This window comes from Ruegeria sp. HKCCD7303 (assembly GCF_013111185.1).
Taxonomy (GTDB): Bacteria; Pseudomonadota; Alphaproteobacteria; order Rhodobacterales; family Rhodobacteraceae; genus Ruegeria.
In genome coordinates, this window is record NZ_WVRE01000003.1 from 213,118 (window position 1) to 226,791 (window position 13,674).

Sequence of the window (13,674 nt, forward strand, 5' to 3'; positions counted from 1 at the left end):
ACTGCTTGGTGTTGCGAACAAGGGGAAAGCTTTGAACGCAAACAAAAACCTCACCGCCGGTTAGGGCGGTGAGGCTGGGAATTCCGTATTTGGAACGAGAAGAAGATCAGGCGATTTCTGCCAGGCGGGCGAGCGCTTCGTTCAGTTTCGCCTCTTCCTCTTCACGGGCGGCAAGATTGGCTTTGGCTTCTTCGACAACCTCTTCCGGGGCCGAGGCCACGAATTTAGGGTTGTTCAGACGTCCGCGCAGACCGCCGAGTTCCTTGGCCAGTTTGGTTTTGGCTTTTTCCAACCGTTCTTTTTCTGCACCGATGTCGATGATGTCGGCCAGCGGCAGTCCGAAGGAGGCCCCGGGGGCGGCGATAGAGATGGTGCCCTTGGGCAGTTCGTCGGCCTTGGTCAGGCTGTCGATCCGCGCCAGGCGTTTGATAAGAGCCTCGTTTCGGTCCCACGCGGCTTGGCCGTTGGCGTCGATTTCGGTCACCAGCATCGGGACGTAGAGGCCAGCCGGTACTCGCATCTGCGCACGGGCCGAACGGGTGTTTTCGATCACCGAGATCACCCAGTTCATCTCACGATCTGCATCGGCATCCACCAGATCAGCGGTGGAATAATTCGGCCACTCAGCGTGGACAACCATCTTGGTTCGCGCGCCGGTCAGGCCCCACAGCTCTTCGGTGATGAAGGGCATGATCGGGTGCAGCAGGACCATGCACTGATCCAGAACCCATCGCATGGTGGCGCGGGTTTCGGCCTGTGCCTCGGCGTCGTCGCCTTGTAGCAGGGGTTTTGACAGCTCCACATACCAATCGCAGACTTTGCCCCAGACAAAGGCGTAAAGCCCGTTGGCCGCATCGTTGAAACGATAGCTTTCCAGCGCCGCGTCAACCTCTTCGCGCACGCGGGCGGTTTCACCGATGATCCAGCGATTCACGGCGGCTTTAGGCTTCAGATCGGCCACGTCTAGTTGAGGAACGGCGTCGGTGAAGACCTCGTTCATCTCGGCAAAGCGGACGGCATTCCACAGTTTGGTGCCGAAATTCCGATAGCCGGTGATGCGCTCGCGCGACAGTTTCAACACGCCGCCAATCGCGGCCATCGAGGCATTGGTAAAGCGCAGCGCGTCGGCGCCGAATTCGTCCACGATCTCCAGCGGGTCGATAACGTTGCCGGTGGTCTTCGACATCTTCTTGCCCTTCTCATCGCGGACAAGCTGGTGCAGGTAGACGGTGTGGAACGGGATTTGATCGACTACGGCCAGTTGCATCATCATCATCCGGGCGACCCAGAAGAACAGGATGTCGAAGCCGGTGATCAGAACGTCCGTGGGGAAGTAGCGCTCCAGCTCATCGGTCTGTTCGGGCCAGCCCAGCGTGCCGATGGGCCAGAGGCCGGAGGAGAACCAGGTATCGAGGACGTCGGGGTCGCGCCAAACAGGGTAGACCAGCTTGGTTGGATCCTGGTCGACCGCATATTGAGCCAGGCTTTCCGCAAATTGATGGATGGCTTCCTGCTTGTCAGCGACTTCGATAACCGTCGCGTGACTCAGCGGACTGGGAATGTTTGCGTTGTCGTCGAGGAATTTCTCCGTCACAGCCTCAAGGCTTGCTGCGCACTCCATGACGTTGCCGCGGTGCAGCATGCCGCCTTCGTTCAGCAAACGGCCCAGTTCGACGAGATCAAGGTCGCCATCGTTTTCGTCGTCCTCGAAGTTCTCAGCCGAGAGATCAAGGCCATACCAAACCGGAATCTGATGCCCCCACCACAGTTGGCGTGAGATGCACCAAGGCTCGATGTTTTCCAGCCAGTGGTAATAGGTCTTCTCGCCCGATTCAGGAATGATCTTGACCGTGCCGTCCTTGACCGCATCCAGCGCGGGGCCGACGACCTTGGCGGCGTCGACGAACCACTGGTCGGTGAACATCGGCTCAATGACCACTTTCGAGCGGTCGCCGAAGGGCTGCATGATCGGTTTGCTCTCGACCAGCGGGACCAACGCCGCCGGGTCGTCATCCTCGCCCAGTTTGGTGCCCAGACGCGGGTCATCCGCGCGAGTCATCACGGCCAGGCCGTCAGCGGTGATCTCTTCCACCACCTTCGCCCGAGCCTCGAACCTATCAAGCCCTCGCAGGTGATCGGGGATCAGGTTGATCGCATCGATCTCGTTTTCGGTGAATGCTTTGCCGCGCGCGTATTCCTGCGCCTTGTCGGCCTCTTCGGCGTAAGGCGCGCCATCGGCTCGCATCGCGCCTTTGGTGTCCATCAGGCGGTACATCGGAATGCCGCCGCGCTTGGCGACCATGTTGTCGTTGAAGTCATGCGCACCGGTGATCTTTACCGCGCCCGAGCCGAAATCGGGATCGGGGTAGTCATCAGTAATGATCGGGATCTGGCGGCGATGCTCTTTCGGCCCAACCGGGATTTCGCAAAGTTTCCCGATGATTGGCGCGTAACGCTCATCCGAGGGATGGACCGCAACTGCGCCGTCGCCCAGCATGGTTTCGGGGCGGGTCGTGGCAATGGAAATATAATCCCGCTCCTCGCGGAAGATCACATTCCCATCTTCGTCTTTTTCCAGATACTCATATGTCTCGCCACCGGCCAAGGGGTATTTGAAGTGCCACATATGACCGGCGACCTCAATATTTTCGACCTCAAGGTCCGAGATTGCCGTCTCGAAATGCGGGTCCCAATTGACCAGACGCTTGCCGCGATAGATCAGACCTTTTTCGTACATATCGACGAAGACCTTGATCACGGCGTCGTGGAAGTTGGCCGAGTTCTCATGCCCGGTGCGTGGATCACCTGCAGCACCGGCCATGGTGAAGGCGTTCCGCGACCAGTCACACGATGACCCCAGACGCTTCAGCTGTTCGATGATTGTACCGCCATACTCGCCCTTCCATTCCCAGACTTTTTCCAGGAACTTCTCACGGCCCAACTCGCGCCGACCGGGCTGCTGCGTGTTGGCCAGCATCTTCTCGACCTGCATCTGCGTGGCGATGCCCGCGTGGTCCTGACCGGGTTGCCACAGCGTGTCGAACCCGCGCATCCGGTGCCAGCGGATCAGGATGTCCTGCAACGTGTTGTTGAACGCATGACCCACATGCAACGCACCCGTGACGTTGGGCGGCGGGATCATGATGGTAAAGCTCTCGTCGCGCGATTTGTTCGCGCCTGCCTTGAAGGCTCCGGCCTGTTCCCAGGCTTCATAGATGCGGGCCTCGGCCTCGGCCGCGTTGAATGTCTTTTCCATCGCCATGGGGTGCGTCCTGCGTCAACAAATTCGGGTCAGCGCCTGCAATAGCGAATGGAGGCAGGAAGGGGAAGGCCTTGCGCGCTTAGCTCATGCCAAAGCGGGCTTTGAAGTAGGCGTCCACGCGCTGATAGGCAGGTTCGTGGAAATCCAGCGTCAGCAGCGAGTGATCCCTGCCAGGATATTCCACTGTCTCCAACAGATCGCCGAAAGCCCGCTCCAACGCGTGCATCAGTTTCTTAGGTGCCAGTTTGTCTTTGGAATACCGCATCGCCAGCCCGGGCCCCTTCGCGGCCATGCCTGCCGACGCTGCGCCGATATCCTGCGTGCTCATGTGAAGATGCTTACCACCAAATATTGGCAAAGCAGGTTGACTGGCGACCCCACCAACAACGGCGTCTTCGGCCATCAAAGTCAGGGCAAAACTGCCTGTCAGGCACATACCGATGACACCTACACCGGCGCTACCTTCGCGCTGTTTGATCTCATGAGTTAGGGCACGCATCCACCCTGCGATGGGGCTTTGTTTGCCTCTGGCGAAGATGTTGAACTCTTTCCGAACGCAAAATAGACGGGCGGTGTTTTTGGCCATCTCGACCTTGCCGTAGGTGCCGAACAGATGTGGCAGGTAGACACGAAAACCGGATGCGTTCAGCTTTGCTGCCAGCGCCAAAGTCTCTGGTCCGATTCCGGGCAACTCCTGAAGGATCAGGATCGGTGGCCCCTCTCCGCCGACATAGACGTCATGTGTCACGCTCTGACCGCCAGTTAGCGGAGCGGAAAAAGGAAAAACGGTGTCGTGGGTCCAGGTCATGACCAAACCTACTCCAACATCTGGCAGGCACAAACGAATTTCCGTGAGCCCCGCTGGACATCGTCGGGGCACGGGCTAGGCTCGGCCGCAAGATCCATAAGGAGGACCGTCCATGGAAAAATTCGGCAGGAGCCAGCCCGTCAAACGGACCGAAGATCAGCGGTTCCTGACTGGGCAGGGGCGTTACATGGCTGATGCCGTGCCTGAAAATGCGCTGTTTGCTGCCTTCTTCCGCAGCCCGGTGGCCCATGGGGAAATTACAAGTTTAGATCTTGAGGATGCGCGCTCTGCCGAAGGTGTGCGACTGGTGATGACGTTGGATGATCTGGCAGCTTCGGGCATCGACACGGTGCTAAACGCCGCCGTTTTACAAAACCGCAATGGATCGAAGGCTGCGGCTCCGGAGCGGCACATGCTGGCCAAGGACCGCGTGCGCTTTGTCGGCGAGCCGGTGGTGGTTGTTATCGCGGACACGCTGGCACAGGCGCAGGACGCGGTTGAGTTGATCTGGATGGACACGGAAGAGCGCCCTGCCAAGCTGGACGTGAAGGCAGGCGGTGAGATTCTGCACCCAGAAGCCCCCGACAACCGGGCCTTTGATTGGGGGCTGGGTGACGAAGCCGCCACCGAGGCCGCTTTTCAGGACGCGGCTCATACCGTGTCGCTGAACGTGCAGGACAACCGGGTCATCATCAGCTCGTTGGAACCGCGCGGATGTCAGGCCGATTGGTCCGATGGTCGTCTGCATTTTTCTTACGGCGGGCAGGGCGTCTGGGCGATGAAGGCGCAACTGGTTCAAAAGCTGAAGCTTGATGCTGAGGATATCCGGGTCACCACGCCGGATGTGGGCGGCGGATTCGGCATGAAAGTGATGCCATATCCTGAATATTTCTGCGTCGCTGTCGCTGCGATGAAGTTGGGCCAACCGGTGCACTGGATGTCGGACAGGTCCGAGGCGATGCTGTCCGATCACCATGGCCGCGATCTGCACTCGTTGGCTGAACTGGCCTTTGATGCTGATCACAAGATCACGGCCTACCGTGTCCACAGCAAGGTCAATCTTGGTGCCTACAACAGCCATTTCGGGCAGGCAATTCAGACAAGCCTGTTCAGCAAGGTGCTGATGGGCGTCTATGACGTGCAAACTACCTACCTGCGGGTCGAGGGGTTCTATACCAATACAACGCAGGTCGATGCGTATCGCGGTGCGGGCCGCCCCGAGGCGATCTATGTGCTGGAACGTGCGATGGACCGTGCAGCACGCGAGCTGGGGGTTGATCCGTGGGAGCTGCGGCGCAAGAACTTTATCCACCCCAACGATTTTCCTTATACCTCGGCCACTGGCGAAACCTATGATGTCGGCGATTTCGACATGATCCTCAGCCGCGCAGCCAGCCAGACCATCGGCTTTGAGGCCCGCAAAACGGCGGATGCCGAGCGCGGCCTGATCAGGGGGCAGGGCCTATGTTACTATATCGAAAGCATTTTGGGTGACCCTTCCGAGAACTCAAAGGTCGAGTTTTGCGAGGATGGTTCGGTGAACCTTTATGTAGGCACTCAGTCGAACGGACAGGGGCATGAGACGGTTTATGCCCATTTCTTGTCCGATCAGACCGGCATTCCCATGGACAAGATCTCTGTCATTCAGGGCGATACCGACAGGTTAGCTTATGGCGGCGGCACGGGTGGCTCGCGTTCGGTCACAGTGCAAAGCACGGCGACTCTGGCGACCATCGACCAGATGATCGCCGCATTCACGCCTTATCTTGCCGATAAGATGGGGGTCGAGGAAAACGATGTGAGTTTTGACCACGAGACATTCCGCGCGCCGGGGTCCAACCTGACGCCAACCCTGACCGAGGCGGCCGAGATGGCGCGCATCGACGGGCGTATGGATTTGCTACAGCATGAAGCCCGCGCCAACCTGGATGCCCGAAGCTATCCCAATGGCGCGCATGTTGCCGAAGTCGTGATCGATTCTTACACCGGGGAAACGTGGGTTGATCGCTATACGGTCGTTGATGATTTTGGTAATCTTATCAATCCGATGTTGGCCGAAGGGCAGGTTCATGGCGGGGTGGTTCAGGGCATCGGACAGGCGCTGAGCGAGCGTGTTGTGCACGATGTACACGGGCAGCTGCTCACGGCTTCGTTTATGGATTACGCCTTGCCCCGTGCCGCTGACATACCCATGATTAAGTTTACCTCGGTGCCGGTTCCGTCAACCTCAAACCCGATGGGCATGAAAGGGTGCGGCGAGGCCGGTACAGTGGGCGCGCTGGCCGCGGTGGCAAACGCGGTTCAGGATGCGCTCTGGGATCACGGGGTGCGGCAGGCGGATATGCCTTTCACACCTCAAAGAGTATGGGAATTGCTGACGCATGAATCTGTCGCGGCTGAGTAGAAAGGTTCTGGGATGGCTCGGACGGCCCCTGCGGTCCGAACATTCTGCCGAGGTTCTTCACCGCGAACCGCTCAGCCATGTCATCATCCTTGACGGTACCATGTCGACGCTCGAACCGGGGTTCGAGACCCATGCGGGGCAAACCTTGCGGCTGTGTTGCGAAATGGGCAACAAGGTTTCGGTTTTTTATGAGGCGGGCGTGCAGTGGGAAAGCTGGAAGTCCTCGCTGGATGTGATGATGGGGCGGGGTATCAACCGCCAGATCCGCCGTTCCTATGGCTATCTTGCCTCACGCTACAAACCTGGGGACCGTATCTATTTCATCGGCTATTCGCGTGGAGCTTATGGCGTGCGCAGTCTGGCCGGAGTGATCGACATGATCGGTTTGCTCAAGGCTGAACACGCGACCGAGCGCAACATCCAGCAAGCCTATCGCCACTATGAATGCAATCCCAGTGGCACCGCCGCGCGCGATTTTCGCCGCAAGTTCTGCCACGACGGGGTTGAGATCGAGATGATTGGGGTCTGGGACACCGTCAAGGCGTTGGGTTTGCGGCTGCCGCTGTTGTGGCGCTGGGCCGAAGAGCGCCACGCCTTTCACAACCATCAACTGGGCCCTTCCACCCGCCACGGCTATCACGCGATGGCGTTGGACGAGACACGCGAGGTTTTCGACCCGGTGCTTTGGAAATGCACGCCTGAGTTCAAGGGTCACGTAGAACAGGTCTGGTTCCGCGGAACTCATGGCGATGTCGGCGGGCAGTTGAACGGGTACGAAGAGGCGCGACCGCTCAGCAACATCTCTTTGATCTGGATGCTGGACAAGGCCGAGATGCACGGGCTGCCGCTGCCTGAGGGCTGGCGCGATCGCTTCCCCATTGATCCACATGCGCGTTCGGTGGGCACGTGGCGCGGTTGGGGCAAGATTTTCCTTCTGCGCAAACACCGCAAAGTAGGCCGCGACCAATCCGAGCGTCTGCACGTCTCGGTTTCACCAGACGAACTGCCCAGTTGGGTGGCGATGCCGAACCTGCCGTCACATCCTGCGCAGTAGGGATTAGTCAAAAAGCACTGTTGCAGACGAGTTGGATAGCGTTTCAAATGCTTCTGCAATGTCTCGTTCGATGTTTCGCGCTAGGGATAAGTCAGGCAGCTGAGACATTGGGAAAAACCCGACCGCGCTGGTTTCGCTTCCCGTCTTAGGGTCGTCCTGTCCTACCTCATCGCATAAAAAGAACAGCTTATAGAAATCACGCGCATCTGCCGGGTAAGGGTGTCGCGCCTTATGGCGCAAGGCGTACAGGTTTCGTGCCTGAACCCGAAGCCCTGCTTCTTCCCAGACCTCACGCTCGATGTTTTCCGCCGGAGAGCTGCCGATATCGGCAAAGCCGCCGGGCATCGACCACCGACCGTCACTACGTTCGCGCACCAGAAGGATCTGGTCATCCCGGATCACCGCGCCGCGAATGTCGATACTAGGGGTTGCATAGCCGCCCGCATGGTCTGTGATCAGCCCTTCTATCCGCGAAATCGGCACCTGACCGAGATCAGCCAGCATGGCGCGGGCCATGGCGGCGATCTCGTCGTAACGTTCCCTGTCAAAAGGGTCTTTGGTGAAATGCTGGCCGGTTTCAGACAGGGCCAGCAGGCGCTTTGCACGGGCTAGCCAGGTATCCTCCATTGCTGTCGGATCCTGGCGCATCTGTGTCACCGGCGTCGGTCGCGGCGCGCGCTCATGGGTTGGAAGGCCACGCCCACATGCGCTTCGCAATAGGGTTTGCCTGCTTCAACTGGCAGACCACAGAACCAGAAATCCTCGGTCGCGGGGTCGCCCACAGGCCATTTGCAGGTCTTCTCGGTCAGTTCCATAAGCGTCAGCTTCTTGGCCTTCTTTTCGACCTCGTTGACCTTGGCCAGCGCCTCGGGGCTGATCTCATTGGCCGACGGTTGAGGAGGCAGTGGTTGACCGGCCGGGATGATCTGACGACGTGCCGGTACGGCAGGTTTCGCCTCGGCGGCAGGGGCAGGGGCCGGGCGCGCCGGTTCAGTCTTTGGTGCAGGTTTAGGCTTGGCCTCGGCCTTGGGTGCGGGGGCCGGTTTTTCCTTAGGCTCGGATTTGGCAGGGGACGCGCCCGCTGTCCTGTTGGACAGGCCCAGGCGATGCACTTTGCCGATCACCGCGTTGCGGGTCACGCCGCCCAGTTCCTTGGCAATCTGGCTGGCCGACTGGCCTTCGCCCCACATCTTCTTCAGCAGTTCTACGCGCTCGTCTGTCCAGGACATCGTTAGCCTTTCAAAAGCGGAAAGCGGCCCCGGATTCGGGCCGCCTTGGGAAATCGTCTCAGTCCCCTATTCTAAACACTGCAGCCCGAGTTACAAGCTGTCTTCGAATCAGGTTAAGGGCAAATCATGCAGAATTCCGCAGATCAGACCGCGCGCCGCTTTGGAGCGGTCAACTGGATGGGCCTTTACACGCTGGCGAAGCGTGAAACGTTGCGCTTTCTGGCGGTCTGGACCCAGACCATTCTGGCACCGCTTGTGACGGCCGGGTTGTTTCTGCTGATTTTTAATATTGCTATCGGCCCCAGCCGACCGGATGTCATGGGCGTGCCGTTTCTGGTCTTTCTGGCACCGGGGATCATGATGATGACCGTGATCCAGAATGCCTTTGCAAACACCTCGTCTTCGATGGTCATTTCCAAGGTGCAGGGCAATATCGTGGATACCCTGATGCCACCTCTGTCGCCGCTTGAGATCTTGCTTGGCTATCTGGCGGGTGGAATTGCCCGAGGCATCCTGATTGCATGCGTCGTCGCTGTTGCACTGGCCCTGGTTCTTGGCATCGTGCCACAAAACATCACTATCGCGATGATCTTCGTCGTTCTGGGCGGGGCTTTCATGGGCGCGCTTGGTTTGTTTGCCGGGATTTTTGCAAACAAATTCGACCAGATGGCGGCCATTACCAATTTCATCGTTACACCGCTGGCCTTCCTGTCGGGGACATTTTACTCGGTTCAGGCGCTGCCACCTGTGCTGAACCGTCTGACCCACTTGAACCCCGTCTTCTATCTGATCGACGGGTTGCGTTATGGCATGATCGGAGTCTCAGACAGCTCACCCTGGGTGGGTATGGTGGTTTGTACCTTTGCAACCCTTTTGATCGGAGTGATCACCTGGCACATGCTGCGCACGGGGTACAGATTGAAGGCTTGAACAGAACCCCCCGTGTAAACTGTCTTTTACCGTTCATTTTTGGCGCCTAACCGCTTCGCGCCAAACCAGAATCAACCCTCCGGTCAGAATGGTTAAAGACCCGATCAGGCTGATCCGGTCCGGGATCACATCGAATACCAAAAAGTCATAGAACGCTGCATAAACCAGCGTGGCATAGCTGATCGGCGCCACAAAAGAGGCATCCGCCCGAGCCATGCCGTTGACGAAACAGGCTTGCGCACAGGCCATCAAAGCACCGATTCCAGCCAATGCTGCCCATTGTTCCGATGTTGGCGCCTGCCACACCGCAATCACCGCGACAGAGGCAATTACCAATCCCATCGCGTTGTTCACCAGCAAAATCTGGATTGGAATTTCGCGGCCAGACAGCTTTTTGATGAAAATCAGCTCCATTCCGATCACGGCGGCCGCGGTCAAGGCTAACAAGGCAGCAGGTTGAAAGCTGGCAGGGGTCGGGCGTAACAGAATCAATGCACCTACAAGGGCGACCGCTGCGGCCAGCCAACGCCAGGGACCGACCCCCTCTTTCAGAAGCGGGATCGCCAAAACCATGGCGAAGACCGGATTCAAGAAGGAAATCGCGGTGGCATCTGCAATCGGGATATACGCGACCGATGCGAACATAAGCGTAATTCCCAACCATCCAAAGCTGGAGCGCCCGATATGCAATCCCCAATGCGGGCGTTTGAGCTGTGGACGCAATATCGCGACCGCACTGATGATCACCAGAAAAGCAAACAAAAAACGTCCATGGCTGATCTGCATAGGGTGAAGCGGCGGGCCCAACGCATCCGTCCCAAGCGCCTTTGCCAGCAGTGTTGTGCCAGCCAACAGAGCGCTGGCGGCAAAGATCAACAGGGCTGCAAGGGCGGGGTTTTGGCGTGCAGGCGTCATGTCTCAGCGGTGCGGCAGATAGGCGCGAAAGACAAGAAGGAAATCCTGTTTCGAGCACCGCGTGGCGATAATTATCGACGATTCATTTAGAGGGTTCCCAGATCGAGCTTACGCCGCTATACGACCAGCATGATCAAAACCGCACATATCCTGCGACTCCGACGCCGACGCCTGACCGCGTAACCGGCCCTTTTGATCTATTGCGTGTTCAAAATCCGCGCAAATCCCACCAAATATGTTGACGACCAAGGCTCTGGTGTATCACTCACAGGGCTCAAGCAATTCGAAAAGGATGATCCGATGATCCCGTCCGTTCTGCCGACCTATAATCGCGCGCCCCTGACATTTGTGAAGGGCGAAGGCGCCTGGCTGACCGAGGCGGATGGCCGACGTTTTCTGGACTTGGGCGCCGGGATCGCAGTCAACGCGCTGGGCCACGCCCATCCTGCGCTGGTGGCCGCTCTGACCGAACAGGCGCATGCTCTGTGGCATGTCTCGAACCTTTATAACATCCCACAGCAGCAGGCGCTGGCGGACAAGTTGGTGGAACACACCTTTGCCGACACGGTTTTCTTCACCAACTCCGGTACGGAATCTTGCGAGCTGGCTGTGAAAATGGCCCGCAAATACTTCTATGACAAAGGTCAGCCCGAGCGGGTTGAAATCATCACCTTCGACGGCTCATTTCATGGACGTTCGTCGGCAGGTATTGCCGCGGCCGGATCGGAAAAAATGACCAAAGGCTTCGGTCCGCTTTTGCCGGGATTTGTACACCTGACCTTTGGGGACCTTGATGGCGTTACCAACGCGATTACCGAGCGCACCGCCGCGGTCATGATCGAGCCGGTACAAGGGGAAGGCGGCATCCGCCCCGTGCCTGATGCTGAGTTAAAGGCGCTGCGCCAGATCTGTGACAAAAATGGCCTGCTTCTGATCCTTGACGAAGTGCAATGTGGCGTTGGCCGCACCGGCAAACTCTTCGCCCATGAATGGGCGGGCATTACTCCGGATATCATGATGGTTGCCAAGGGCATTGGCGGTGGTTTCCCTCTGGGCGCTGTACTGGCCACCGAAGACGCTGCCAGCGGAATGACCGCTGGCACCCATGGCTCGACCTATGGCGGTAACCCTTTGGGTTGCGCTGTCGGCTGCGCAGTGATTGACCAGGTCGCAACACCCGCTTTTCTGGAAGGAGTCAATCGCAAGGCGGGTCTGTTGCTGCAGAAACTCGAAGGTCTGGTCGCAGATCACCCCGACGTTTTCGAAGAGGTGCGTGGCTCAGGTCTCATGCTGGGTCTCAAATGCAAGACGTCCAATATCGATATGGTCAATGCGGGCTATGAAAACGAGGTCATTACGGTCCCCGCCGCCGACAACGTCATCCGCTTGCTGCCGCCGCTGACGCTGTCCGAGGACGACATCGCCCAAGCCCTGATCCGCCTGGACAAGGCGGCAACACAGGTCAACTCACAACTCACCAGCGCCTGACCTTTCTTCTTGTTCCAAATAAGGCGGGGGTGTGGGGGCTGGCCCCCACGCACCGCTCAGCCAAAAGCGAAACGACATGAACCACTTTCTCGATATCCATAAAACCGACGCCAACGACCTGCGGGCCATGATTGATCAGGCGGGCGCAATGAAGCGGGCCCGCCTGGGTCGCCCCAAGGCAGCACTTGATGAGGCACAACCGCTCAAAGATCGTATGGTTGCGCTGATCTTTGAAAAGCCTTCAACCCGGACGCGCGTGTCCTTTGACGTGGGTGTGCGCCAGATGGGCGGACAGACCATGGTACTTTCGGGTAAAGACATGCAGCTGGGGCATGGCGAGACAATTGCCGATACCGCGCGCGTCCTGTCCCGCTATGTCGACATGATCATGATCCGGACCTTTGATGAAACCATCCTGACTGAGATGGCGGAATATTCGGATGTACCGGTGATCAACGGCCTGACCGACCGGACCCATCCCTGCCAGATCATGGCCGACGTGCTGACGTTCGAAGAACATCGCGGCCCCATCGCAGGAAAAAAAGTGGTCTGGACCGGAGATGGGAATAACGTCTGCGCGTCGTTCCTGCACGCGGCGGGCCAGTTCGGGTTCGATCTGACATTCACAGGTCCGGCGCAATTTGATCCCGAGGAAGAGTTTATGGGCTTTGCGCGCCAGAAAGGCTCGCAAATCGTGGTGGAACGCGACCCGTTCAAAGCCGTTGAAGGAGCGGACCTGGTGGTCGCGGACACCTGGGTTTCCATGCATGATTCCCAATCGGCCAAAGAACGCCGCCACAATCTGCTGCGCCCCTATCAGGTCAACACGGAACTTATGTCACACGCCAAACCAGATGCGTTGTTTATGCACTGCCTGCCCGCGCACCGTGAGGAAGAGGCAACGTCCGAGGTGATGGATGGTCCGAACTCGGTCATTTTTGACGAGGCCGAAAACCGCCTGCACGCGCAAAAAGCTGTCATGCGTTGGTGCCTGGGCGTTTAGGCTCGTCGGCGGATATCCCAAACCTTTAGCTTGGCGAGCGTCCGTGCGCTCGCCAATAGAACCAGAACGCATAACGTGGTCTTGGTCATGGTTTCCATCGTTCCCTCGATCAGCATCGCGTGAACAACACTGCCGATAATCGTCACCATTGCTAGACCGGTATGGCTAAGCCGCCAAAGGCGAAACCGCAGGTTCAAACGTTGGCGCATGACACCCAACAGAGCCGCTGCAAAAGCTGACCACATCGCGATGACACCCCAATTCGAAAACGGGGTGGCTGAAACAAAAAGCAAGGCGTCGACTACGTCTGGCGGGCTGGTGATCCATAGACCTCCCACATGGATCAATATGGCCACGATCAGTGCCAGACCACACCGCCTGTGCCAATGGCGGCTGGACACAGGGGAAAGTCCAGGCAACCAGCGCCCGGCCAGCAGCGGTTGCAGCAGCAAAAGGCACATTCCGATAATGCCCGCAAATCCGGCGAGAATGTAGATCGGATCACGCCACGCCAGATAAGGGCTATAGGCCGCTGCGATGATCGGGATAGCAAGCGCGGCACTTAACAGCACCCAGATCAA

The 13,674-nt window shown here is 58.4% G+C and carries 11 protein-coding genes; 5 read left to right on the forward strand and 6 right to left on the reverse strand.

Features of this window, described 5'->3' with window-relative positions:
* Nucleotides 1-106: 106 nt before the first annotated feature.
* Complete coding sequence (locus GS630_RS10685) at nucleotides 107-3,262, reverse strand: valine--tRNA ligase (RefSeq protein WP_171177804.1); 3,156 nt, start codon at nucleotides 3,260-3,262, stop codon at nucleotides 107-109.
* A gap of 79 nt (nucleotides 3,263-3,341) precedes the next feature.
* A complete protein-coding gene (locus GS630_RS10690; RefSeq protein WP_171177795.1) occupies nucleotides 3,342-4,070 on the reverse strand; it encodes a dienelactone hydrolase family protein in 729 nt (242 codons plus the stop codon).
* Nucleotides 4,071-4,182: 112 nt separating this feature from the next.
* Between GS630_RS10690 and GS630_RS10695 the strand changes: the two genes are divergently transcribed.
* Together GS630_RS10695 and GS630_RS10700 are read left to right on the forward strand one after the other, a co-directional pair.
* Complete coding sequence (locus GS630_RS10695; RefSeq protein WP_171712009.1) at nucleotides 4,183-6,474, forward strand: xanthine dehydrogenase family protein molybdopterin-binding subunit; 2,292 nt, start codon at nucleotides 4,183-4,185, stop codon at nucleotides 6,472-6,474.
* Nucleotides 6,452-7,528 (forward strand): DUF2235 domain-containing protein, encoded by a 1,077-nt coding sequence (locus GS630_RS10700; protein WP_171177791.1) that lies wholly within the window; start codon nucleotides 6,452-6,454, stop codon nucleotides 7,526-7,528. The genes GS630_RS10695 and GS630_RS10700 overlap by 23 nt, the downstream gene beginning before the upstream one ends.
* A 3-nt stretch (nucleotides 7,529-7,531) precedes the next feature.
* Here the strand turns inward: GS630_RS10700 and GS630_RS10705 are convergent, their stop codons facing one another.
* Together GS630_RS10705 and GS630_RS10710 are read right to left on the reverse strand one after the other, a co-directional pair.
* On the reverse strand, nucleotides 7,532-8,176 hold the full coding sequence (locus tag GS630_RS10705; RefSeq protein WP_216599764.1) for an NUDIX hydrolase: 645 nt from the start codon (nucleotides 8,174-8,176) through the stop codon (nucleotides 7,532-7,534).
* A gap of 5 nt (nucleotides 8,177-8,181) precedes the next feature.
* A complete protein-coding gene (locus GS630_RS10710; RefSeq protein ID WP_171619657.1) occupies nucleotides 8,182-8,757 on the reverse strand; it encodes a GcrA family cell cycle regulator in 576 nt (191 codons plus the stop codon).
* Between the two features lie 126 nt (nucleotides 8,758-8,883).
* Between GS630_RS10710 and GS630_RS10715 the strand changes: the two genes are divergently transcribed.
* On the forward strand, nucleotides 8,884-9,687 hold the full coding sequence (locus GS630_RS10715) for an ABC transporter permease (protein ID WP_171619659.1): 804 nt from the start codon (nucleotides 8,884-8,886) through the stop codon (nucleotides 9,685-9,687).
* Between the two features lie 33 nt (nucleotides 9,688-9,720).
* Here GS630_RS10715 and GS630_RS10720 read toward each other — a convergent pair whose 3' ends face one another.
* Nucleotides 9,721-10,602, reverse strand: a complete 882-nt coding sequence (locus GS630_RS10720) for a DMT family transporter (protein WP_171619661.1) — start codon at nucleotides 10,600-10,602, stop codon at nucleotides 9,721-9,723.
* 300 nt (nucleotides 10,603-10,902) lie between these two features.
* Here GS630_RS10720 and GS630_RS10725 point away from each other — a divergent pair, with 300 nt between their 5' ends.
* Both GS630_RS10725 and argF read left to right on the forward strand, forming a co-directional pair.
* Nucleotides 10,903-12,090 (forward strand): aspartate aminotransferase family protein, encoded by a 1,188-nt coding sequence (locus GS630_RS10725; RefSeq protein ID WP_171619663.1) that lies wholly within the window; start codon nucleotides 10,903-10,905, stop codon nucleotides 12,088-12,090.
* A 76-nt stretch (nucleotides 12,091-12,166) separates the two neighbouring features.
* Nucleotides 12,167-13,093 carry an ornithine carbamoyltransferase gene (gene argF, locus GS630_RS10730; protein ID WP_171177780.1) on the forward strand — a complete coding sequence of 309 codons (927 nt, stop codon included), beginning with the start codon at nucleotides 12,167-12,169 and terminating at the stop codon, nucleotides 13,091-13,093.
* Here argF and GS630_RS10735 read toward each other — a convergent pair.
* Nucleotides 13,090-13,674, reverse strand: coding sequence for a ferric reductase-like transmembrane domain-containing protein (locus tag GS630_RS10735; protein WP_245222996.1), 585 nt, complete (start codon nucleotides 13,672-13,674; stop codon nucleotides 13,090-13,092). The genes argF and GS630_RS10735 overlap by 4 nt on opposite strands.